17 protein-coding genes are annotated in these 22736 nt (G+C 70.7%); 8 read left to right on the top strand and 9 right to left on the bottom strand.

Annotation, left to right across the window (positions count from 1 at the left end; all coding sequences use genetic code 11):
* Window positions 1–3 precede the first annotated feature (3 nt).
* The gene (locus OG698_RS23420) at window positions 4–471 is read left to right on the top strand and encodes a heat shock protein transcriptional repressor HspR (RefSeq protein WP_383089088.1); all 468 of its coding nucleotides are present in this window, start codon (window positions 4–6) and stop codon (window positions 469–471) included.
* 475 nt (window positions 472–946) lie between these two features.
* Window positions 947–2074, top strand: a complete 1128-nt coding sequence (locus OG698_RS23415; protein ID WP_406105192.1) for a substrate-binding domain-containing protein — start codon at window positions 947–949, stop codon at window positions 2072–2074.
* Window positions 2075–2125: 51 nt separating this feature from the next.
* On the opposite strand, the gene OG698_RS23410 is transcribed toward OG698_RS23415, so the two are convergent.
* From OG698_RS23410 to OG698_RS23400, 3 genes are read right to left on the bottom strand one after another with little or no spacing between them, the layout of a single operon-like run.
* Window positions 2126–2440 carry a hypothetical protein gene (locus OG698_RS23410; RefSeq protein WP_406105191.1) on the bottom strand — a complete coding sequence of 105 codons (315 nt, stop codon included), beginning with the start codon at window positions 2438–2440 and terminating at the stop codon, window positions 2126–2128.
* 58 nt (window positions 2441–2498) lie between these two features.
* The gene (locus OG698_RS23405) at window positions 2499–3476 is read right to left on the bottom strand and encodes a helix-turn-helix transcriptional regulator (protein WP_406105190.1); all 978 of its coding nucleotides are present in this window, start codon (window positions 3474–3476) and stop codon (window positions 2499–2501) included.
* A gap of 23 nt (window positions 3477–3499) precedes the next feature.
* Window positions 3500–4483, bottom strand: a complete 984-nt coding sequence (locus OG698_RS23400) for a helix-turn-helix transcriptional regulator (RefSeq protein ID WP_406105188.1) — start codon at window positions 4481–4483, stop codon at window positions 3500–3502.
* A gap of 309 nt (window positions 4484–4792) precedes the next feature.
* Here OG698_RS23400 and OG698_RS23395 point away from each other — a divergent pair, with 309 nt between their 5' ends.
* Entirely contained in the window at window positions 4793–5137 is a 345-nt protein-coding gene (locus tag OG698_RS23395; protein ID WP_356276626.1) for a hypothetical protein, read from the top strand.
* A 100-nt stretch (window positions 5138–5237) separates the two neighbouring features.
* Here the strand turns inward: OG698_RS23395 and OG698_RS23390 are convergent, their stop codons facing one another.
* Window positions 5238–5666 (bottom strand): pyridoxamine 5'-phosphate oxidase family protein, encoded by a 429-nt coding sequence (locus OG698_RS23390; RefSeq protein ID WP_406105186.1) that lies wholly within the window; start codon window positions 5664–5666, stop codon window positions 5238–5240.
* Between the two features lie 141 nt (window positions 5667–5807).
* Here OG698_RS23390 and clpB point away from each other — a divergent pair, with 141 nt between their 5' ends.
* Together clpB and OG698_RS23380 are read left to right on the top strand one after the other, a co-directional pair.
* Window positions 5808–8408, top strand: coding sequence for an ATP-dependent chaperone ClpB (clpB, locus tag OG698_RS23385; protein ID WP_406105184.1), 2601 nt, complete (start codon window positions 5808–5810; stop codon window positions 8406–8408).
* A gap of 126 nt (window positions 8409–8534) precedes the next feature.
* On the top strand, window positions 8535–9074 hold the full coding sequence (locus tag OG698_RS23380; protein WP_389479200.1) for a YbjN domain-containing protein: 540 nt from the start codon (window positions 8535–8537) through the stop codon (window positions 9072–9074).
* Window positions 9075–9091: 17 nt separating this feature from the next.
* Here OG698_RS23380 and OG698_RS23375 read toward each other — a convergent pair whose 3' ends face one another.
* Entirely contained in the window at window positions 9092–10303 is a 1212-nt protein-coding gene (locus OG698_RS23375) for a hypothetical protein (RefSeq protein WP_406105183.1), read from the bottom strand.
* 473 nt (window positions 10304–10776) lie between these two features.
* Here OG698_RS23375 and OG698_RS23370 point away from each other — a divergent pair, with 473 nt between their 5' ends.
* Together OG698_RS23370 and OG698_RS23365 are read left to right on the top strand one after the other, a co-directional pair.
* Window positions 10777–11019, top strand: a complete 243-nt coding sequence (locus tag OG698_RS23370; protein WP_406105182.1) for a hypothetical protein — start codon at window positions 10777–10779, stop codon at window positions 11017–11019.
* Window positions 11013–12914 (top strand): HEXXH motif domain-containing protein, encoded by a 1902-nt coding sequence (locus tag OG698_RS23365; RefSeq protein WP_406105181.1) that lies wholly within the window; start codon window positions 11013–11015, stop codon window positions 12912–12914. Before OG698_RS23370 ends, OG698_RS23365 begins: the two co-directional genes overlap by 7 nt.
* A gap of 48 nt (window positions 12915–12962) precedes the next feature.
* On the opposite strand, the gene fxsT is transcribed toward OG698_RS23365, so the two are convergent.
* The 4 genes from fxsT to OG698_RS23345 all read right to left on the bottom strand — a co-directional run bounded on the left by fxsT (window position 12963) and on the right by OG698_RS23345 (window position 21341).
* Window positions 12963–17213 (bottom strand): FxSxx-COOH system tetratricopeptide repeat protein, encoded by a 4251-nt coding sequence (gene fxsT, locus OG698_RS23360; protein ID WP_406105179.1) that lies wholly within the window; start codon window positions 17211–17213, stop codon window positions 12963–12965.
* Window positions 17210–18328 carry an AAA family ATPase gene (locus tag OG698_RS23355; protein ID WP_406105177.1) on the bottom strand — a complete coding sequence of 373 codons (1119 nt, stop codon included), beginning with the start codon at window positions 18326–18328 and terminating at the stop codon, window positions 17210–17212. Before OG698_RS23355 ends, fxsT begins: the two co-directional genes overlap by 4 nt.
* Before the next feature lie 94 nt (window positions 18329–18422).
* Window positions 18423–19925 (bottom strand): effector-associated domain 2-containing protein, encoded by a 1503-nt coding sequence (locus OG698_RS23350; protein WP_406105176.1) that lies wholly within the window; start codon window positions 19923–19925, stop codon window positions 18423–18425.
* Window positions 19926–20153: 228 nt separating this feature from the next.
* A complete protein-coding gene (locus tag OG698_RS23345; RefSeq protein WP_406105174.1) occupies window positions 20154–21341 on the bottom strand; it encodes a pyridoxal phosphate-dependent aminotransferase in 1188 nt (395 codons plus the stop codon).
* Between the two features lie 790 nt (window positions 21342–22131).
* Here OG698_RS23345 and OG698_RS23340 point away from each other — a divergent pair.
* A complete protein-coding gene (locus OG698_RS23340) occupies window positions 22132–22653 on the top strand; it encodes a DUF2617 family protein (protein ID WP_406105173.1) in 522 nt (173 codons plus the stop codon).
* Window positions 22654–22736: the final 83 nt, after the last annotated feature.

Genomic DNA, 22736 nt, shown 5'->3' with positions numbered 1-22736 from the left:
CGTATGGACGGCCGTCGACGACAGAGTTCCTTTGTTGGCAGGGCCTACGAGCTGACCGACGAGTCTCCGGTCTATGTCATCTCGGTGGCCGCCCAGCTCAGCGGGCTGCATCCGCAGACCCTGCGCCAGTACGACCGTCTCGGCCTGGTCTCCCCGGACCGCACGGCGGGCCGCGGCCGGCGCTACTCGGCCCGCGACATCGAACTGCTCCGCCAGGTGCAGCAGTTGTCGCAGGACGAGGGCATCAACCTCGCGGGCATCAAGCGCATCATCGAACTGGAGAACCAGGTCGCGGCGCTTCAGCAGCGGGTCGCGGAACTCTCGACGGCGGTCGAGGGAGCGGCGGCGGCGATGCAGCAGCGTGAGGCGGCCGTTCACGCCTCCTACCGGCGGGACCTGGTCCCGTACCAGGAGGTCCAGCAGACGAGCGCGCTGGTGGTGTGGCGGCCCAAGCGGCCGCCGGAGCAGTAGGCACAACGGATACGCGCATGCGTGAAGGGGCCTGGAGGCCGACAGTTGTCGGCCTCCAGGCCCCTTCGTGTGTCCCTCGGCGCCGCCCCGACGCCCGCCGCGTGCCCCACGGACTGGCCGGGTCGCGCCACGCGTCACCGCGCCGCCCGGCGCCGCCTTGTCCTGACAGTCGCCGACGACGGTGTCACCGATGTACGGGTCGAGGAGATTCACCGGCAGTGGCGTGAACAAGGTGCGTAGGAGGCGTGGGGGAACCGTGACTTTGCTCACCGAAGGGGCCGGGCGCGGTCGGGGCGGACGGCCGTGACGGTTGCGGCTACTGGGGTTACCTGGAGTACGGGCGGGTTCATCTCCGGAACGCATGGACCCGATTACGAGTCGTTACGGATTCACCTCTTGACGCTGTGTTTCCGGCGGAGTTGGCTTCCAGCCACCTCGGCCGCAACGACGCGGTCACTTCAGGGAGGTATGGAAAGTGAATCCGCGTACGAAGCGCGCCGCCGTTGTCGGCGTTGCGTCCGCCATGGCAGTGGCTCTCACCGGGTGCGGGAGCAGCTGGCTCGAGCCGGAGAGCGACTCCGCGGGCAAGGCGTCCGCCCGGCAGAACCAGGACCTGAAGATCGGCGTCCTCCTGCCGGAGAAAGAGACCGCCCGCTACGAGAAGTTCGACTATCCGCACATCAAGAAGGAGGTCGAGGGCCTCACCAGCGGCAAGGGCCGGGTCCTCTACGCCAACGCGGAACAGAACGCGAAGCGCCAGGAGAGACAGGTCGACCAGATGATCGCCGACCGGGTCGACGTACTCATCCTGGACGCGGTCGACTCCAAGTCCATCGCGGGATCGGTCAAGAAGGCCAAGGACGCGGGCATCCCCGTCATCGCCTACGACCGCCTGGCCGAGGGCCCCGTCGACGGCTATGTGTCGTTCGACAGCGACCAGGTCGGCCATGTGCAGGGCATGGCGCTCCTCAAGGCGCTGGGCAGCAAGGCGACCAAGAACAGCCGGATCGTCATGATGAACGGCTCGGTCACCGACCCGAACGCCGCGCTCTACAAGGACGGCGCCCTGGCCGAGCTCAAGGACCAGGTGACGATCTCGAAGTCGTACGACACCAAGGACTGGAAGCCGGAGAACGCGCGGGCCAACATGGCGGCCGCCATCCAGGCCGTCGGCGCGCAGAACATCGCCGGTGTCTACTCCGCGAACGACGGCATGGCGGGCGGCATCATCAGCGCTCTCAAGGCCGCCGGTGTCACCGACCTCCCGCCGGTGACCGGCCAGGACGCCGAACTCGCCGCTGTGCAGCGCATCGTGGCGGGCGACCAGTACATGACGGTCTACAAGCCGTACCCCGAAGAGGCGTCCACCGCCGCGCAGATGGCCGTCCTCATCGCGCAGCAGCGCGGCATCGAGTTCGACGCGCTCGCGAAGGACCGCGTCGACAGCCCGACCACCCCCAATGTGCCGTCGCTCCTGGTCCAGGTCGTCCCGATGACGCAGAGCAACATCAAGTCGACGGTGGTCAAGGACGGGATCTACAAGGTCGGGGACATCTGCGCGGCGAAGTACGCGGCGGCCTGTGCGCGGATCGGGCTGAAGTAGGCCGGCAGAGCGTACGGCGCCCCTCCCCCTGGTGCGGGGCGCCGCTTCCGCTCAGCCGTGGGAGATCGTGAACTCGGCTGTGAGGTGGGCCAGTTGAGGGTCGAACGTCGAGATGCGCAGGTCCGGGTCGTCGTTCCGCGTGGCGACCGGACCCTTCGCGCCGCCGTCCACGACGCGGTCGACGCGCAGGACGAAGCCGAACGTCGAACCGGCCTTCTCCAAGAGCAGGATCGGGGTCCGGCACGTGTGCAGGTGGGTGCCCGTCTCGTCGCAGCCGGCGGGCCTGCCGGTGACCGTCGTGCCCTCCGGGAGGTGCACGCCGATCGTTGCGACGGGGGTTCGCCCGCGCAGATCGAGGCCACCCACGCCGGGCCGCGGTTCTTCACACCGACGCGGGCCTTGACCCGGAGTCTTGGACCTGAGGTCAGCGGTCCTGTTCCAGGATTCCGGACTGACCGATGAGATAGCCCAGTTGGGCGCGGCTGTCGCTGCCGAGTGTGCTGGCGAGCTTGGCGATGTGGACGCGCACGGTGCGGATGTTCATGCCCAGGCGTGCGGCGATGACGGCGTCGTTGTGACCCTCGATCAGCAGCCCGGCTATGGTCCGCTGGCGGGTGGGGACACCGCTCGTGACCGGGGTCCCCTGGGCCGTGTCGGGGAACATGGGGGTGGCCAGGCGCCACAGCCGTTCGAAGGTCGTGACCAGGTACGCGATCAGGGCGGGGTGCCGGATCTCCAGGGCGACCGTGCGGTCGGGGTTCGCCGGGATGAACGCGACGCTCCTGTCGAGCAGGATGAGCCGTTCGGTGACCTCGTCCAGGGTGCGGACCTCGACGTCGCCCTCCAACTGCTCGTAGTGGGCGAGCACCGCGGGCGAGTGACGGGACGTGTGCTGGTAGAGGGTGCGCATGCGGCAGCCGCGGGCCAGCATTTCCTGTTCGCGCGGCAGGGCCGCGGCCAGGAGCGTCGGGGGGCGGTTCCCGCCGGGCTGGATGGTGAGCAGCTCCGCCTCGGACTCCGCCATGGCTTCGCCGATGGCGTCGTTGATGCGCTGGAAGCCGAGCAGCACCGTGAGCATGGGCGCGTGGGGGACGGCGGCGCGCTGTGCGTCGAGGGCCATCAGCGGCGCGAACGCCTCTGCCAGGCGGGCTTCGCGGCGGCGCTGCTGGGCGATCTCGTCCTCTATGGTGCGAAGGAGACCGGGCAGGGCCACGGCCGGCGCGACGGGTGTGAGCCACTGGATGTCGTCGGCGGCGGTGTGCAGGAGACCGAATTCGAGAAGACAGGGCGTGGGGTCGGCGTCCTCGCGGTGGATACGGCCTTCTCGCAGAGCGCGCGCGTACAACTGTGAGCCGGCCGCGCACAGCTCCTCGACTCCATGGGGATGGACCTCGGCGGTCACGTGTGGCTCTCCTCCTTCGACGTTCAGTGATCCTGGTCGAGGATCCCCGACTGCGCTATCAGAAAGCCGAGTTGCGCGCGGCTTCCGCTGCCGAGCGCGGCGGCGAGCTTGGCGATGTGGGCACGGCAGGTGCGGACGTTCATACCGAGGCGGCGGGCGATCGCCTCGTCCACGTGGCCTTCGATGAGCAGCTTGGCGATCGACCGCTGGACTCCGGTGATGCCGTCGGTCGGGGGTGCGTAGGGGGTCTCCTCCAGGAGGGGCACCCCACGGCGCCAGAGTTGCTCGAAGACCTTGGCCAGGTATTCGACGAGGCCCGGATGTCGGAGTTCCAGGGCGACCGGGTGGTCTCCGGGGACCGGTATGAACGCGACGGTCCGGTCGAAGACCATCAGCCGCTCTATGAGTTCCTCAAGGGTGCGTATCTCTACGTTCCCCTTGGCCATGTGCTCGGCGTACACGAGAGTTCCCTGGCTGTGCCGGGCCGTGTGCTGGTAGAGCGTGCGCATCGTGATGCCGCGCGCGATGACCGCCTGGCCCCGTTCGAGCGCCTCCGTCAGGGAGTGCTCGCTGCGGCCGCCGCCGGGCTGGACCGTGAGGATCTCCGACCGGCACTCGGCGATGGCGAGTTCGATGGCCGAATTGATCCTGTTGATTCCTTCGAGCACGGTGACGGCGTGCGTCGTGGGCAGATCCTGCGCACTGATGGCCATGAATGGCTCGAAGTATTCGGTCAGTTCGACCGCCAGGCTTCGTCGCTCCTGGATTTCCCGTTCGATGGGGTGGAGGCGCTGTGCCAGGGCGGCGGCGGGAGGAACCGGGCGGAGCCAGTCGGCGTCATCCGGGTCTGGGTGGAGAAGGGCGAAATCCATCAGGCAGGGAGCGGCCGTCACTTCGCTTCGGGCGATGCGTCCGGAACGCAGAGCACTGGCGTACAGCCGCCTGCCCTCGTCGCACAGTTCAGTCGTGGCATGAGGATGTGTCCGATATGAGTCATTCGTGGTCATAGATCCACCCCCCAGGGTCCTGAACGTGCAGGAACATGATGCATCGATCCTGTGGTGTTTGGATGGCCGAATGAGCCATCGTCTAGTGAGTCGGGGGAGAGAAGCCATGGAAGTGAGGACGAAGCCCACTATGTGCAAGAAAATGCTTCGCTCGGTGATGGCTGTTGCCTTCTCCGCCGGTCTGGCTTTCGGTGTGCTCAGCACCCAGGACCTCTCCTGGAGTGGCACACCCGCCACTCACGCGTCCGCCGGAAAGAACATCGCGCCTCCGGATCTTTCCTGGAGTGTCGCTCCCGTGGACGCGGCCGTATGACGACGCCCCCCGACGACAGAACATTTCGCCGTGAGATGGCGACCGCCTACCGGTCCGGGTGGCATTTCATCGATCTCGCCACGGCGATTCCTCATCGCGGCGATTCGTTGATGGTCACCCTGTTCGGTGAGCCGATCGTCGTCGTGCGGGACGAGTTCGACGACGAGGAGATCCGGGCCTACCGGTGTCTTCGCCGCCCTCGGGGTGCCCCGCAGCCTGTGCGGTGTGCCATCCGATACGGAATGGTCTTCGTCAACCTCGACCAGCGTGACCACCAGCTGGATCGGGAGGCGGGACCAGAAGTTCCGCGTACTGCCTCAGCCACCCCCCGCAGTGCCTGACGCGATTCCCCCGTCGTTGTAGATCGCGCAGGCGCTTCCCCCCGCAGCGGCGTCACCGTGGACCTGAACACGGTGGCGCCGCTGCAGCTTTGTGCCACCGTCACGCGGGCGACCCGTTTCCCGTCGCCCGCGTCAGCGTGATCTCGATGGCCACCCGGTCCGGGTTGGGCGCGGGCACGCGCTCGTAGCGCTCCGCGTACCGGCGTACCGCCTCCTCGACGCGGTCCGGCTCCGTGCGGACCACCGCGAGGCCCTCCAGCGTCGCCCAGCGCCGGCCGTCGACCTGGCAGACCGCGACCCGTGCCCCGCCCTGCGCCGCTCCCGACCTCGCGAGCACGTGCGACACCTTCGCGCTCGACTTGTTCGCGATCACCCGCGCGAGGCCCGCCTCCGGGTCGTACGTGACGCCCACCGGCACCACGTGCGGGGTGCCGTCGGGGCGCAGGGTCGTCAGCGTGCACAGGTGCCGTTCCCGCCAGAAGCCGAGGAAGGTCGGGTCGGGGTTCAGGGGGTCGTTCCGCTTGGCCATGCTCCGGAAGATATCCCCGTTCCAGGACATATCCCGCCCGGGGGTACCCCGGCCGTACCCTTGAGTGGAATCGACTCAACTTTGTGTATGCTGACAGGGTCAGTGTGCTGGAGAGGTATACGCAAGGAGGAGAGTGCGCACGTGGACGCCGAGCTGACGAACCGGAGCCGGGACGCGATCAACGCGGCCACCAGTCGGGCCGTGTCCGGAGGGCACGCGGATCTGACTCCCGCGCATCTGCTCCTGGCGCTTCTCGAGGGCCAGGACAACGAGAACATCACGGATCTGCTGACGGCCGTCGAGGCCGATCGGGCCGCCGTGCGGTCCGGGGCCGAGCGGGTCCTCGGCGCGCTGCCCAGCGTGACCGGCTCGACCGTGGCGCCGCCCGGGCCCAACCGGGAGCTGCTGGCGGTCATCGCGGACGCGGCGCAGCGCGCCAAGGAGCTCGGGGACGAGTACCTCTCCACCGAGCATCTGCTCATCGGCATCGCCGCGAAGGGCGGCACTGTCGCCGACGTACTGACGGAACAGGGGGCGAGCGCCGAGAAGCTGCTCGCCGCCTTCGAGAAGAGCAGGGGAGGGCGCCGGGTGACCACACCCGACCCCGAGGGCCAGTACAAGGCCCTGGAGAAGTTCGGCACCGATTTCACCGCCGCCGCGCGCGAGGGCAGGCTCGACCCCGTCATCGGGCGCGATCAGGAGATCCGGCGTGTGGTGCAGGTGCTGTCCCGCCGTACGAAGAACAACCCCGTCCTGATCGGTGAGCCCGGCGTCGGCAAGACCGCCGTCGTCGAGGGGCTCGCCCAGCGGATCGTGAAGGGGGACGTGCCGGAGTCGCTCAAGAACAAGCGGCTCGTCTCGCTGGACCTGGGCGCGATGGTCGCGGGCGCGAAGTACCGCGGCGAGTTCGAGGAGCGCCTCAAGACCGTTCTCTCCGAGATCAAGGAGAGCGACGGGCAGGTCATCACGTTCATCGACGAGCTGCACACGGTCGTCGGGGCCGGGGCGGGCGGCGACTCGTCCATGGACGCGGGGAACATGCTGAAGCCGATGCTCGCGCGCGGCGAGCTGCGCATGGTCGGCGCGACCACGCTCGACGAGTACCGCGAGCGGATCGAGAAGGACCCGGCCCTGGAGCGCCGTTTCCAGCAGGTGCTGGTCGCCGAGCCGACGGTCGAGGACTCGATCGCGATCCTGCGCGGCCTCAAGGGCCGGTACGAGGCCCACCACAAGGTCCAGATCGCCGACAGCGCGCTCGTCGCCGCCGCGTCGCTCTCCGACCGGTACATCACGTCCCGTTTCCTGCCGGACAAGGCCATCGACCTCGTGGACGAGGCCGCGTCCCGGCTGCGCATGGAGATCGACTCGTCGCCCGTCGAGATCGACGAGCTCCAGCGCGCCGTCGACCGGCTGAAGATGGAGGAGCTGGCCCTCTCCAAGGAGACGGATCCGGCCAGCAAGCAGCGCCTGGAGAAGCTGCGGCGCGACCTCGCCGACAAGGAGGAGGAGCTGCGCGGCCTCACCGCCCGCTGGGAGAAGGAGAAGCAGTCCCTCAACCGCGTCGGTGAGCTGAAGGAGAAGCTCGACGAGCTGCGCGGCCAGGCCGAGCGCGCCCAGCGCGACGGTGACTTCGACACCGCCTCCAAGCTCCTCTACGGCGAGATCCCCACCCTGGAAAGGGACTTGGCGGCCGCCACGGAGGAAGAGGTCGAGGCGTCCGAGGCCGACACGATGGTCAAGGAGGAGGTCGGCCCGGACGACATCGCGGATGTGGTGGCGGCCTGGACCGGCATTCCGGCCGGGCGGCTCCTGGAGGGAGAGACGCAGAAGCTGCTGCGGATGGAGGACGAGCTCGGCAAGCGCCTGATCGGGCAGAGCGAGGCCGTACGCGCGGTGTCCGACGCCGTGCGCCGTACGCGTGCCGGGATCGCCGACCCCGACCGGCCCACCGGTTCCTTCCTGTTCCTCGGCCCGACCGGCGTCGGCAAGACCGAGCTGGCCAAGGCGCTCGCCGACTTCCTGTTCGACGACGAGCGGGCCATGATCCGCATCGACATGAGCGAGTACGGCGAGAAGCACTCCGTGGCGCGTCTCGTGGGCGCTCCTCCCGGCTACGTCGGGTACGAGGAGGGCGGCCAGCTCACCGAGGCGGTGCGCAGGCGCCCGTACAGCGTCGTCCTGCTCGACGAGGTGGAGAAGGCGCACCCGGAGGTCTTCGACGTCCTGCTCCAGGTGCTCGACGACGGGCGCCTCACGGACGGCCAGGGCCGCACGGTCGACTTCCGCAACACGATCCTCGTCCTGACGTCGAACCTGGGCTCGCAGTTCCTCGTCGAGCCGACGACGAGCGAGGAGCAGAAGAAGCAGCAGGTCCTGGACGTCGTACGGGCGTCCTTCAAGCCGGAGTTCCTCAACCGGCTCGACGACCTCGTCGTCTTCTCCGCGCTGAACAAGGAGGAGCTGGAGCGGATCGCGAGGCTCCAGATCGGCCGGCTCGCCAAGCGGCTCGCCGAGCGGCGGCTCACCCTGGACGTCTCCGACGCGGCCCTGGCCTGGCTCGCAGAGGAGGGCAACGACCCCGCGTACGGCGCACGGCCGCTGCGCCGCCTCGTGCAGACGGCGATCGGCGACCGGCTCGCGAAGGAGATCCTCTCCGGCGAGGTCACCGACGGCGACACGGTCCGGGTGGACGCCTTCGGCGACGGCCTGATCGTGGGCCCGGCCACCGGAAAGACGCTGTAAAGCAGGGCGAACGCCGATGCCGGACCGGGTCGGCGCCACAACTCGGCCGATCCAACCGGTCGGGGGTTGTCACTTCCCACCCGGCATGGGGGAGGATGGCGGAATCCGTACGAAGGGACCAAGCACGTGAGCATCGACCCGTCCTCGATTCCGAACTTCGGGGGACAGCCCGAGCAGCCGCAGGGCTCAGGACCGGCGGGCCCCGTCGTCCCCGATCAGGACCTCGTCAAGCAGCTCCTGGAGCAGATGGAGCTCAAGTACGTCCTCGACGAAGAGGGTGACCTCGCGGCTCCGTGGGAGGAGTTCCGCACGTACTTCATGTTCCGCGGCGAGGACGACCAGCAGGTCTTCTCGGTGCGGACGTTCTACGACCGCCCGCACGACCTCGAGACCAAGCCGGCGCTCCTCGAGACCATCGACGACTGGAACCGCCGCACCCTGTGGCCCAAGGTCTACAGCCACACCCACGACGACGGCACGGTCCGCCTCATCGGTGAGGCGCAGATGCTCATCGGTACGGGCGTCAGCCTGGAGCACTTCGTGTCGTCGACGGTCAGCTGGGTGCGCGCCGCCATCGAGTTCGACCGCTGGCTGGTCGAGCAGCTCGGCCTGGAGCAGGCCGTGGACTCCGCCGCCGACGACGAGAAGCCGTCCGACGACGAGTAGGCAGTCTCCGTAACTGCCTATAGGGGCCTGTGCGCGAACGCGACCAGATACGTCCCGTACGCAAGTGAGAGCCCGGCCAGGGCGCCCACCACCAGGAGGGCGCTGCGTGGCCGGGCTTTCGCCGTTCGCGCCAGCGCGAGGGCCAGCGGCAGCAACAGCGGGAACGCGGGCAGCAGGAAGCGCGGCTTGGACGGGAAGAAGCCGGCGCCGCCGAGCGCGACGAGCAGGAGTACGCCGCTGTAGACGATGAGTGGCAGCGGGGCGGCCCGCTCGGCGATGAGCAGCGCGAACAGCAGCACCGCGGAGGCGACGATCAGGACCGTCATGGGGAAGACGAAGCGGTCGCCCTTGAGCAGCAGATGCCGTACGACGCGCAGCGCGCCGACGCCGAAGTCGAAGCGCGAACCCCAGTCCCGCTGCACGGCGAAGTAGCCGCCGAGCGGATCGCCCCTCTGGACACCGACCCACAGCACGTACCCGGTCCAGCCGAGCGGGGCGATCGCCGCGCCTGTCCACAGCCTGTGGGAAACATTTCTGCCGCGCTTGTTGATCACCTCGTACGCCGCCGTGACGAGGACCGCGGCGGCGACCGCGAACCCGTTGGGGCGGGACACCCCGGCCAGCGAGGCGAGCGTGCCCGCCCAGATCCACCGGCCGGTCAGGACCGCGTACAGGGACCACGCGGCGAAGGCCGTGAGCAGCGGCTCGGTGTACGCCATCGTGAGGATCACGGAGTGCGGCAGCAGCCCCCACAGCAGGACGAGGAGGATGGCGACCGGCCGGGAGTGCAGGCGCACCCCGATCGCGTAGATCCCGGCCGCGGCGGCCAGGGACGCGGTCCAGGCGATGAGCATCCCGGTGGCGCCGCCGCTGAGCGGGAGCACGGTCCGCACCGCGCGGACCAGGCCCGGGTAGAGCGGGAAGAACGCGAGGTCGTTGAAGACGATGCCCGGCTTGTAGGGGATGGAGCGGCCGTAGCCGTCCGCGGCGATCCTGAGGTACCAGAGCGAGTCCCAGGACCGGCCGAGCAGGACGGTGGAGCGCTTTCCGGTCAGTGAGGCGGCGAGGCTCATCGCGGCGACACCGGTGAGCCGGACCACGGCGAACAGGCCGAGTGCGGTGAGCAGGGGGGCGGCGGCCCTGAGCCGGGCCGATCGGGAACGTGGTCCGGCGCCGGGCTCCGCGACGGGGACGGTGGCGGGGGCCGGGGCAAGTTGCTGCTGGGTCACATCTCCGCACCCTGCGGGCACCGCGCGGGGCGCGCGAGCCGGGAGGGTCCGCACGGGTGCCGATGGGGGGACGGTCGGCGTGGCTGCGTGACAACGGGGCGCGGGGAGGGTCCATGTCGGTCCGTCAGGAATGTGTCTCTGTGCGACAGAAGCGGTGTAAGTGGCCGAGGCAGGGACGCGTATCGCCGGAACGCATCAATTTCCCCACAGGACACGCCAGTTGAGCAACTGGCCAACGGCCGGCCGCGGCACCGGATGCCGTCTCTCCGGGCCATGAATCGAACAATTCAAGCCTTGATGGCCACCGGGGCCCCTTTCGGCGCGGCTGACCACGGGCCACTATGGGAAGGAGGTGGGTCTGCGCCGCGGGGCCGCGAGCGGGAGCCGACAGGGGGAAGTTTGACGTGAGGACTTCTACGACTGACATCGAGACCGGACTTGTCGATCTCAGCCGTCGGGGCTTCCAGGAGGCCATGGCACTGAGGGACCCGCTGGTGGCGGAAGCGCAGCGCGCGCTGCTCGAGCATCTGACCGAGGACGCTGTCGGGCAGATCGGCGACGGCGGCGGCCAGGACAACCCCTACCTCAGCGTGAGACGGCACAGCGGCACGGCGCCTCAGGAGCCACGGCACGAACACGGGCCGCCCGTGCCGTCCGGCCCGGCATCCCCATGCGACGGATCCGACGCGCGCGACCGGCCTGCCCTGCCGTGCTGACACGGCACCACGTGCCGGTCGCCGACCTGGAGGCCATCGCCGCCGGACGCATCAGCGAACTCACCGGGACCCGTGTCGCGGCGGCGGAACGCAGCCGCCGCATGCTCATGCTGCGGGCCCTGGCCGCCGCGGAGGCGGATCGCGGGACGGACGAGGGTGAAGGGCCGCTGCCCCCGCTGGCGCACGCCTTCGAGCTGCTGGCCCGCGCGGAGACCCTCGATCCGCGGGCCGTGGCGAGCGTGCTCGGGCACCCGCCGGTCGGCGTCTGGGCGGTCCGCCTGCTGGGGCGGCTGCGGGGCGGCGTCGAGCCCCGGCCCGACGAACCCCCGTTGTGGCGTGAGGCGGGCTACGCGCACGCGCTCGCCGCGGCGGCCGTGCTGCGGGCGGGACTTCCCGGGCGCGTCCGCCTGCCCGCCCGGGCGGGCAGGGTGATCCTGCCGACGGTCGGGCACGCCGTACTGGACGACGCCTCCGGCGACCACGACGTCGCCACGCTGGAGACGGACGGGCGCGGCACGGCCCGCGTCACCCTCGGCCCGCACGCCGTCGAACTTCCCGCCGCGCCGCACCTGCCCACCCCAGGCTGGCATCCCGCGCGCCTGCTGAGCTGGACCCCGAGCGAGCCGGGCCCAGCCGTCCTCCTGGACGACGCCGACCCCTACCGCGACTTTCGGTCCCCCTGGCCGCACCCGGCCCCGCTCACGGACGGAGAGTCGGACACCTGGCAGCGGCATCTGCACGACGCGGCGCACCTGCTCGGGGCCCGTCACCCGGACGCGGCCCGCACGGTGCCGCTCGTCCTGAACTCGCTCGTGCCCCTGCCGGGCATGCCCCGCTTCCGCACCTCCAGCGCCTCGTACGCCGAGGCGTTCGGCAGCGCGCTGGTCTCCCTGCCGCGCGACGCCGTCGACTTCGCGGTCACCCTCGTCCACGAGTCACGGCACTCCGTGCTCAACGGTCTGAGCCACCAGATCCAGCTCGTCGACAGGGCGGCGCGCGGGCCGCGGCAGGACACGCTGCTCTACGCGCCCTGGCGCACCGACCCGCGCCCGCCGTGGGGCCTGCTGCACGGCACGTACGCGTTCACCGGCGTCGCCGACTTCTGGCGTACCGAACGGCACGCCCTGACCGGCCCCCGTGCCGTCCTCGCGCACTTCGAGTTCGCCGTGTGGCGCGAGGCGGTGGCCATTGCCCTGCGCACGCTGGCCGCCCAGCACGGGCTCACCCCGTGGGGCCGCCGATTCGTCGACGGGATGGCGCGGCAGGCCGCCCCGTGGGCCGACGACGACGTACCGGCCGAGGCCCTCGCCCTGGCGGAAGCCGAACTCGCAGATCTGCGGGGCACGTGGTGCAGCCACAACCTCGCGCCCGACCCGGCCGCCACCCGCCTGCTCACCGAATGCCGGCTCGGCGGCGGTCCCGGAGAAGAGGCGACCGCCCCGCCGTCCCGGCTGCGCGCGGACGCGCCGCCGCGTCTGCCCGAACTCCGTTGTGAACTGAGGCGGTTGCACCTCGTCGACGCAGGAACGTTCACCCCGGACACCCGTGCGCGGCTCTCCGGCATCGAACGGTCTCCGGACCTCCTCGAAGCGGACATGTGCCTCCTGCGCGGCGGGCCGGCGAACGCGGCGCGCGCGGTGGATCGCTACCGCGCCGTCCTGACCGGAGCCCCCGGCACCCGCCCGGCCTGGGTCGGCCTCGGTCTCGCCCTGGAGGCGTCCGGCGAGGGCGCCCCCGCCACGGCCCTCCTGCACCGCCCTGAGCTGGTGCGGGCGCTCGCCCTGGAGGAGCGGGCCCGCGGCGCGCGGACGCCCGACCCGCTGGAACTGGCCCGCTGGACGGCGGGGATCCCCGGGCTCACCACACGGCCCGCGACTGACGTGCCACAGCGCTGACCCCGCCCCGGACAGGTCCCGGGCGGGGTCAGATCGATACAGCCGGCGTCACATCAGCAGCGGGTCGATGTCGCAGTTCGCGGGCCTGCCGTCGCCGGCCGCCGACGTCGCCGGGTGGTCCTCGCCGAGGGTGCGCCCGTAGCGCTCGGCCGTGTCGGCGTACAGCTCGCCCGCCTCGTCGTCACGCCGCAGCTGCCGCAGCCCGAGCGACAGGTTGAGCGCCGTGGCGAGGGTGACGGGGTGGTCCTCACCGAGCTTGGTGCGGCACAGGCCGAGCGCCCTCGTGGCGAGCTCCACCGACGCCTGCATCTCGCCGAGCTCGAACAGATCGGCGGCGAGATTCGCGGTGCAGGAAAGGGTGTTGGGGTGGTCCTCGCCGATCAGCTCGATCAGCTTCTCCCGCGAGTCCACGTTGCTCGCGCGGGCCTCCTCGGTCCGCCCGGCCAGGCGCAGACAGATCGCGTGGTTGACACGTCCCGCGACGGAGTGCGGATGCCGCGGGCCGAGCAGCGCCTCGTACCCCTCGTACCCCTCCTGCCCGAGTTCGAGTGCCCGGGTGAGGTCGCCGCTGTGCCGTACGTCGATGGCGTGTGAGGCCAGCGCGTTCACCGTCTGCGGGTAGAGGTCGCCGTATCGGGTGCGGAACATGGCGAGGGCTCGGCCCGAGAGCTCAAGGGCCAGGGCGTGCTGGCCGGCGCGCCGTTCGGCCACCGACAGGACCCGGACCGCGGAGATCGTGTTCGGGTGGGTGTCGCCGAGGGTGTTGCGGAAGCGCTCTTCGACGTCCCGCGCCTGGTCGCGGGCCGCCAGGTACTCGCCGCCCTCCTGGAGGTCGAACGTCACCGCCGCCATCGTCCCCAGCGTCGACGCCGCATTCTCACCGAGCTCCGCGACCTTGCGGCTGTGCGTCATGCGGTCGAGTGCGAGCGCCGCCCGGAAGTGCCCGATGAACCGCAGGTTCAGCGCGTGCCGGTGGGCGCTGAGGAGCGTCGAGGGGTCGTTGGGCCCGAAGAGGCGCTCGCAGGTCTCGAAGGCGTGCTTGTCGAGTTCGAGCGCCGCCTGGAAGTCGCCGCGCAGCCGCAGGTCCCAGGCGAGCATGCTGGTGATGTCGATCGTCGACTCGTGCTCGGGGCCGAGGACCTCGGTCATGCCGGCCAGCGTCCGCTGGTCGAGTTCGTACGCCTCCGAGTAGCGGCCCAGGATGCGCAGTGCGTCGGTGAAGAACTTGGCCGCGGCGAGTACGTGCTCGGCGTTGTCCCCGTCGGCCGCGCGCCAGGTGGCGTACGTCTCCCTGGCCAGGTCGAGGGAGCCCTGATGGTCGCCCCAGTAGTACATGTACTGGATCTCGTTCAGGACGAGTTGCCGTACCCACGGGTCCGTCGATTCGACGGCTCTGCTGTTGAGGACGTGCGGCAGCAGGTCTCCGTACTGCTGCCACCGGTGGGACGCGGCGGGTTCGCCGGCGTCGTCCCTGGCGAGCAGCCGGTGGGCGCCGGCGCGCATCTGCGACTTCAGCGGCTCCGTCATCTGGTTGATGAGGACGCGCTGGACCAGGCGGTGCAGTTGGATGGTGTTGGTGTTGTGGTTGATGCGCGCCAGCGCGTACCGGTTGATCTCGCGGATGGCGCGGCCGAGCCGGATCGGGTCACTGAGTGCCGCGCTGAGCTCCGGGGGCACGGGGGCGTCGCGGACGCCGGTGAGCAGGCGCCGGGAGATCGGCTCGGGCGCGAAGAAGGCGCACATCTGCAGGAGTTGAAGAGCCGCGGGGTGGTTCTTGCGCAGCCGGTCCAGGGACACGTTCCAGGCGGCGGCGACGGACAGCGGATAGTCCACGGGCGGTTCGCTGACCATCAGCTCGTTGGCCTGCTGCTCGAACATGCGCAGGTACTCGTCCGCGGGCATGCCCGTCTCGGCCAGCCATACGGCGGCCTGCTCGATGCCCAGCGGCAGGTCGCCCAGGGTCTCGGCGAGCCGGTCCGCGGTCGCGTCGTCCAGGTTCGGTGCCCTCATCTGGAGCAGCGAACGGCTTTCCTCGCGGGTGAACACGTCGACCTCCAGGGGACGCGCCGACGAGGCCCACTGTGAGTTCCGTGAGGTGACGAGGATGCGGCCCGGACCGTTGGTCGGGAAGAACTCTCTTACGGACTCCGGGTCTTCCGCATTGTCGAAGATGAGGAGCCAGTTCTTGAACGGCTCGCCGACGCGCAGGGCCTCGATGACGGCCGGCACCGCTGTGTTCGCCTCGCCACTGCCGACGTTCAGACCGAGCCGGCCCGCCAGCTGGACGAGGAACTGCCGGATCTGCTGCGGCTGTTCGGCGGGGATCCACCACACGATCTGGTACTCGTGCAGATGCCGGTACACGTATTCGACCGCGAGCTGGGACTTTCCGACGCCACCCATGCCCTGGAGCGCCTCGGGGAGCACCGCCGTGGTCCCCTCCTGCAGTCTGCGGTGCAGATCCTCCAGGAGCTGGACGCGGCCGGTGAAGGCACGGTTGCGGGGCGGGACGTTGCCCCAGACGGGGGGCGGCTTCTGCAGCGCGTCACCCCTTGACCCGGCCTGGGTGGACTGCAAGCCGCTCACTTCTTCGACCCTTTCCTCGTTGCCGGTGTCCGGCGGGGCGGTGGGCTCGGCCCCACCGCCTAACTGACTGGGTTCTCCGGAGGTTGTGGTCACCGGAGGTGGAGGTTCGTCGAGGCGTGCCTCAAGCTCCCGGGCGGCGGTGGCGTGCGGTCCTGCCATGGCAGCGAATGCGGGCAGAATAGACGAAATCCATGGCCGTAAACCTTCCATGGAGACACTCCGCGCGCGATCCGGCTCGCGCAGAAGGGCGACGCCTTCCCCGTACGCCGGTACGGCGACCGCCAAATGGTCCAAGGCGAGCATCAGCGCGCGGGCCGTCTCGCCGCGCGTCCCGTCCGAGAGCAGCTCCCGCCGCACGCCGTCGTCGAATTCGAGCTCGACGCCCGGCCCGGCGGCCTCGCCCGGCTCCGCCTCCGTGCGCCGCAGCAGTCCGCTCAGGAGCAGCTCCGCCACGTGCCAGTTCCGCGCCCCGGGGATCAGCCCCTCCTGGAGCAGGCGCAGCACGTCGAGGTTGAGCGGGACGGCCGCGGAGAGGCGGGCCAGGTGGTAGGCGGTGGGGGAGAGCTGGGCCCGCACGGTCTTGACCTGGACGTCGGCGGGCAGCGCGGCTGCGGGCCTGCGCGCGACGGCCGTCTCGTCGCCGGGCGTCCAGTCCAGGACACGCACCGGGTAACCGCCCGTGCCGTCGTGCGCGAGGAAGCGGGCGAGGCCGCCGAGCCCTTCGGGGGTCAGCGTCACCACCGGCAGCCGCACCCCGTCGAAGCCGTCGGGCCCGTCGGCCTCGGCGGTGGGCAGGACCAGGCCCATGGGCTCGGCGGTCCAGGCGCTGTTGGGGGACGCGGGGCGCGGGCTGGTCAGCAGGAGGCTGCTGGTCTGCGTGCCCGCCCTCGCCCAGACGTGCTCCGGCAGCACATGGACGATCGCGACGGGCATCGTGCGGGCCCACCGGGCGAGCCTGCGCCGTGCGCTGCCGTCGCCCCAGTGGTCGGCGTGGAGATCGGTGAGGACGAGGACCAGATGCCGGCCGTCGGTGTCGCCGGCGACCTCGGAGCCCGCGCCGTCCTCCTGCCAGCGCACGGTCCGTACGTCGCGGAAGGCGCCGGAGCAGTGCAGGGTCTCGGCTAGGCGCTGCGCGGTGTGCGACCACAGCCGCATCGAGTCGCCGGAGTCCACGAGGAGCGTCACGGTCAGCCAGCGTTCCTGGCCCGGCTCCAGCTGGGGCAGCCACATGCCGGTCTCGGCGTGCAGCTCGGCGGTGGCCTCCTCGTTCAGGAAGACCTGGCCCCGGGAGGCGATGCGCCGCTTCAGCGGCTTCAGCGCCTTCTCGATCTCCCGCGACCGGTCGAGGGCGAAGCCGTTCCCGAGGCTCATGAGGAGCGAGTCCACATGGTCACCCGGGTCCGGGGCCGGTCCGGACGGCCCGGGCGGGGGCGCCGGCTGCTCCACGGGTTGCTCCGTGAGCTCCGGCACGGGGGCGTCCACGTCCTCGGGGCGCGGGTGCCCCCCGTCGGGCGCTTCGGGCAGCTCGGGCGGCGCGCCGGGCCGTGGCCTGCCGCGCCGGGCGTCCTTCAGCCGCAGCCAGCGCTGCGCGGCGAGCCACAGGACCTCGCCCGCCTCGTACCAGTGCGGCTGCGGGGACGCCTCGGCCAGCGATGCGGCACCCGGCCCGATACCGTCACCCGCCACGCCGCCGTGGGAGGGCGACCGGTTCATCCAGTGCCGACCTCGTCGAGCCGTCGCCACAGCGCGTGCAACAGCGTGCTCATGGACCCCTGGTCGGGGCCCGCGGGCGTGGTGCGCAGGAACTCCGAGTTGAGGAGCTGGTCCGCGGCGAGCGAGCCGCCGGTCCTCGCGTGGTTGAGGAAGTCGCGGATCATCGCCGTGCGCCCCTCGTCGTCCTGCGAGAGCTGCGCCGCCAGCATGGCGGCGAGCTGGCCCGCGTCGGGCGCGGGGAGATCGAGGTAGAGGCAGCGGCGCAGCAGGGCGGGCGGCAGCGTGCGCTCGCCGTTGCTCGTGATCACGACGACGGGGAACGCGGCGCAGCGCACCGCTCCGTGGTGGATGACCGCCGTGCCGTCCGGGTCGTCCGTGTGCACTTCGGCGTCGGGGAGCCTGGAGCGCACGCGGGCCAGCTCGGGGATGCGGAACTCGCCCTCTTCGAAGACGCTCAGCAGGTCGCCCGCGAGGTCCGTGTCGGACTTGTCGAACTCGTCGATGAGCAGGACGCGGGGGATCTCGTGGGGCAGCAAGGCCGTGCCCAGTGGGCCCAGCTGGACGTAGTCACCGAGGTTGTTCAGGCCGTCCGGGTCGGGTGCCGGATCGCCGGGGTCGGAGCCGGGTTCCGAGCCGCGCAGGGCGCCGCGGGTGGCCGCTTCCTGCACTCTGCCGATGGCGTCGTAGGCGTAGAGACCCTCTTTGAGGGTGCTGCGGCTGGTGATCGACCAGCGCAGGACGCGCCCGAGGGAGAGTTCGCGGCTGATGCAGTGGGCGAGGCTCGACTTCCCGATGCCGGGAGGGCCCGCGACGATCAGCGGCCTGCGCAGGAACAGCGCGGCATTGACCAGATCGAGTTCCTGCTCGGAGGCCTTGCGGACGACGGCGCCGTCCGGCGGGCCGAGGCGGCGGGTGAACTCGTCCTCGTCGCCCGGGGGCGGACCGGAGATCAGGGGTGCGCCGGTGAAGCGGCGCCAGGGCGGGGGCGGAGGTAACTCGCGGGACACGGGGTCCTTGCCGCGGGGCCTCGCCGTGCCTCGGTAGATGCGCCATGCGCCGGGGTCGGCCGCGGCGCCGTCGGCCTGTGCCGGAACGTGCGGATCCCTGTCGGCCATCGACCGTTCCCCCTCACCCTGGTTCGTGCCCGGTCGGTGCACGTCCGTACTCCCCAACTGCCCTGTCCCGAACACCTGGTTGGACTGGAAGTCTTCAACTCGCTGATTCCGGTACTTCGGGAAGGCGGCTCGGATCGTCCCACAGCACAGCGATACGAGAGTCGATGGAACCCTCTGTCCCATCGTCGCGTGTTCCGGGAGAGAAGCGCAAGCGCGTGACTGTCTCCAACAGGTCGTCCCAGGCACCCGTTTCGGCGACCCTGTGGAGTTCCGCGTGTTCGCTGTCGTCGAGCGGTCCCTGGTGAGCCCAGAGCAGCACCGGCAGGCCCGCCTGGAGGCCGAGCGTCAGCTCGCTGAGCCCGTGTTCCTCGTCCGGTGACGACCCCAGAGTCATCAGCACAATGGCCTGATTGTGCTTCAACTTGGCGTAGAGCGCCTGCTGTTGGGACCCGGCGCCGGTTTCGCACCGGTGTACACGCCCCTCGCCCCCGCTCCTCAGTACCTCCCAGCGCGCGTTCCACACCCGGTGCACCTGGCGTGCTTCCATCCGCTCCAGACTGCGTATGACGACCTTGTAGTCCATGCCAAGCGGAGGGGTGTACGGGGTCGATCTGCCGAGGCCGGGCTGCCGCGGCCCGAAGGGGGTCGGCCGGGTCCAGTCCTCCACCGGTGTGTTCGCCATCGCCAGGGAGAGGATGAACTCGACGACGATGCCGCCGTGGTGGTTGCGCAGCCGCTCTTCCTCCCGGTCGACGAGGGTGGCGACCCAGTCGGGCACCTCCGTCAGGCGCAGTTCCCGGTCGTCCCGCTGGCGCGGCTCCCAGGCGTTGCCGGTGCTCGTCCAGCAGGTGAGTGCGACACGGTCGGGTGACTCGGTCAACGGCTGGAGCCGGATCACCAGGAAGGCTTCACGGCCGGGGTCTCTTCGCCAGGTCCCGGTGGAGGTGCGGACGGCGTCGAGCAGGCGCTGCCCCTCGGCTGCCGCGTCGGCGAGGGAGCGGATGTGGCTGCTGAGCCAGACCCTGAGCGGGTCGCCGCGCTCCGGGCCGACCAGATACGCGAGTTCGTGCAGGAAGCGCACGCTCCTCGGTATCCCGTCCGGGGGAACGTTGCACTGCTCAAGGAGCTCGTACGCCTCGCGCGCCGTGCTGGTCGTCCTCGGCAGCGGCCCGAAGCTGTCCCCGGCCACATGGCGGAAGAGGTCGGCGAGCTCCGGCACGGAGCCGCGGTCGAGGCCGCTCAGGAGCGGGTCGAGCGCGGCCCGCCGCGCCGGGTCGCCGGCCGGCGGCAGCGGCGACTCCACGAGGGCGGACGCCTGGAGCGAGGCCAGATCGTCGTCCGCCAGATACCGGACGGCCTCCACCAGCCGGAGCCAGCCGTGGGGCACTGCGCCGAACACCCGGACCATTTCGACGATGTGCGGCTTCTTCTCGCCGAACTCGGTCACGGACAGGCGCTGTCCGAGCCGGTGGAGCGCCCGGTCGACGCACATCCTGCGGCTGAGCCGGTCCTCCATGACGGACACCCGCATCAGCGCCTCCACGAGCTGCTCTTCGCTCGCGGGAAAGGCCGGGTACGGGGACGGGCGCTCAGGCATGGCCGTCGGAGCGGTCGTGCCACCGGGTGGCGTCCGCCGGATAGATGTCCGCAGTTGGTCGAGCCACTTCCACGTGTCCCCCTCACGCGTCCCGCGGCAGCGGTCGTACTGTCGCTGCCCGAGCCAGCAAGGGTATGACGAAGAGCCGCGCGTGGGTACGGTCACAACCGTCCCATTTGGATCACGCGCGCATCGCGTCCCTCCTCGGGAAGCGGGGCCCGGCCGGCCTCAGGCGAGCTTCTTGAGGCGGTCGACCGCCTCTTCGAGCACCGGGATCCGCTTGCAGAACGCGAACCGTACGAAGGGGGCGCCCGCGTCGCGGTGGTCGTAGAACACCGCGTTCGGGATGGCGACGACGCCCGCGCGTTCGGGCAGCGCGCGGCAGAACGCGAAGCCGTCGCTCTCGCCGAGCGGGCGGATGTCGGTGGTGACGAAGTACGTGCCCGCGGGCCGGAACACCTCGAAGCCCGCCGCCGCGAGACCGTCCGCGAGCAGGTCGCGCTTGGCGCTCATGTCGGCGCGGAAGGCGTCGTAGTACGAGTCGGGCAGCGAGAGCGCCTCGGCGATCGCGTACTGGAAGGGGCCGGACGCGACGTAGGTGAGGAACTGCTTCGCCGAGCGGACCGCGGTGACCAGCTCGGGGGACGCGGTCACCCAGCCGACCTTCCAGCCCGTGAACGAGAACGTCTTGCCGGCCGACCCGATGGTCACCGTGCGCTCGCGCATGCCGGGGAGCGTGGCGAGCGGGATGTGCTCGGCGTCGCCGAACGTCAGGTGCTCGTACACCTCGTCCGTGATCACCAGGAGGTCGCGTTCGACGGCGAGGGCCGCGATCGCGGTGAGTTCCTCGCGGGTGAGGACGGTGCCGGTCGGGTTGTGCGGGGTGTTGATCAGCAGGAGGCGGGTGCGGTCGGTGACCGCGGCGCGCAGCTCGTCCAGGTCGAGGCGGAAGGCGCCGCCGTCGGGGCGCAGGGTGACGGGGACGCGGGTGCCGCCCGCCAGCGCGATGCTGGCCGCGTACGAGTCGTAGTACGGCTCCAGGGCGACGACCTCGTCGCCGGGTTCCACCAGGGCGAGCAGCGAGGCGGCGATGGCCTCGGTGGCGCCGGCCGTCACGAGGACCTCGCGGTCCGGATCGAAGGTCAGACCGTAGCGGCGCTCCTGGTGGGCCGCGATCGCGGTGCGCAGCTCGGGGACGCCGGGGCCCGGCGGGTACTGGTTGCCGCGGCCGTCACGCAGCGCCCGCACGGCCGCCTCGCGGATCTCCTCGGGGCCGTCCGTGTCGGGGAAGCCCTGGCCGAGGTTGATCGAGCCGGTCGCCGTGGCCAGCGCGGACATCTCCGCGAAGATCGTGGTCCCGAACTCGGCGAGACGGCGGTTGAGCAGGGGGCGCGCGCTGGAGGTCATGGCCGCCATCCTGCGCCGAACCTCTGGAGTTCCTCAACTCTGCTTTGACGGGGCGCGGGCCCGGGAATCCCCGAGTCACGCCCGACGGGGGCGTTCTCGGGGGAATGAGAGGAAGGTGAGGGCCGTGATCATCGGAGCCATCATCTTTGGACTTGTGATCGTGGGCATCGTCGTGGCCGTGTCGTCCGCGGGCGGCTCGGGCAAGGCGCGGAGCGGGAAGACGTCACTGAGCAAGGGCCGGTCGTCCCGCTCCCGTGGCAGCTGGTGGGCCGGCGGCGGGGGTGCGGCGGGCGGGGCCTCCTGCTCGTCGGGCAGCTCCGGCGGACATCACGGGCACTCCTGCGGCGGCGGATCCTCGTGCGGGGGCGGCAGCTCCTGCGGCGGCGGGTCCTCCTGCGGCGGGGGCGGGGGCGGGTGCGGCGGCGGAAGCTGACCGCGCCACGAGGACACGTACGGCCCACAGGGAGGCGGCTGACACGGGGCAGCCGGTCCGCGTGGGCCGTACGTATGTGTGAGTCAGCCGGAGAAACGTGCGACGGACAGGGCGCCATATGCGCCTGGAATGGTCCGTTGCGCGGGAACGGTACGCAAGTTGCCGAGAGAAGTTGAACAGTTGAGCTGTGGGGTCCCCGGAGGGGATGGAAACCCGGCGAAGTTGGGTAAAAACCCTGTGGCGGCGTCACTGTTCATGATTCTCTCTTAACCGTCAAAGCGGCCCTCGTATGTTCGCGTGGGCACGTGCCGGCCTTCCCCCTCAGCGCCGGCCTCACCTCCTTTTGCGTGTTAGCGGAGCCGACCCATGCTCACGACCCTGAACACCGCCTACACCGACACACGTGCGGACGACCTGGCCTGGGCTCTCGGCCGCGAACCGCTGCCCGCGCTCGCCACGCTCGACCTCGAACTCGCCGGTGCCCAGCTCCAGTTGAGGCTTCTCGGCGCCTCGCACCAGGTACTCCTGGAGGAGGAGCGGGGTACCTGCTCCGAGACCGTCGCCTGTATCCCGGGCAGCAGCACCCCGCTGCCGCTCGGCGTCGCCAAGCGCATGGGCGACTGGGAGTACGAATTCGCGGCACACGTCGAGACCCTCTCGAAGGGCTCGTTCGCGGGCCGCGCCCAGGAACTCATCGCGCTGGTGTCCGACCATCCCAACGGCCTCGCCGGGGTGTTCCCCGGCAGCCCGCACGCCTTCACCGCACTGCTCGCCCACCGGCAGGAGGGCCAGGTGCACTGGCGCACCTGGCACGCCTATCCGCAGGAGGGTCAACTCGTCGTCACCCGGACCCGGGTGGGAGTGCGGACCCCGGCTGCGGTGCAGTGACGCCATGGGCCGCAACCCATGCGCGCGCAGGCCCACTTCCACACGTGTGGGTGACTCGACGGAGTTGCACGGTGACGTAGCGT

The sequence above is a fragment of the Streptomyces sp. NBC_01003 genome (genome assembly GCF_045162695.1).
In the GTDB taxonomy this organism is placed as follows: domain Bacteria; phylum Actinomycetota; class Actinomycetes; order Streptomycetales; family Streptomycetaceae; genus Streptomyces.
Note: the sequence above shows the minus strand (reverse complement) of the source record. Positions and strands in the feature narration are given on the sequence as shown.

What these genes read in the sequence shown, in the direction of transcription:
- OG698_RS23400 (WP_406105188.1), bottom strand. Translation starts at nt 4,483, where the DNA reads ATGACCACGAATGACTCATATCGGACACATCCTCATGCCACGACTGAA.
- OG698_RS23345 (WP_406105174.1), bottom strand. Translation starts at nt 21,341, where the DNA reads ATGGCGGCCATGACCTCCAGCGCGCGCCCCCTGCTCAACCGCCGTCTC.
- OG698_RS23355 (WP_406105177.1), bottom strand. Translation starts at nt 18,328, where the DNA reads ATGGCCGACAGGGATCCGCACGTTCCGGCACAGGCCGACGGCGCCGCG.
- OG698_RS23340 (WP_406105173.1), top strand. Translation starts at nt 22,132, where the DNA reads ATGCTCACGACCCTGAACACCGCCTACACCGACACACGTGCGGACGAC.
- OG698_RS23370 (WP_406105182.1), top strand. Translation starts at nt 10,777, where the DNA reads ATGGCACTGAGGGACCCGCTGGTGGCGGAAGCGCAGCGCGCGCTGCTC.
- OG698_RS23390 (WP_406105186.1), bottom strand. Translation starts at nt 5,666, where the DNA reads ATGGCCAAGCGGAACGACCCCCTGAACCCCGACCCGACCTTCCTCGGC.
- OG698_RS23350 (WP_406105176.1), bottom strand. Translation starts at nt 19,925, where the DNA reads ATGCCTGAGCGCCCGTCCCCGTACCCGGCCTTTCCCGCGAGCGAAGAG.
- fxsT (WP_406105179.1), bottom strand. Translation starts at nt 17,213, where the DNA reads ATGAACCGGTCGCCCTCCCACGGCGGCGTGGCGGGTGACGGTATCGGG.
- OG698_RS23420 (WP_383089088.1), top strand. Translation starts at nt 4, where the DNA reads ATGGACGGCCGTCGACGACAGAGTTCCTTTGTTGGCAGGGCCTACGAG.
- OG698_RS23395 (WP_356276626.1), top strand. Translation starts at nt 4,793, where the DNA reads ATGACGACGCCCCCCGACGACAGAACATTTCGCCGTGAGATGGCGACC.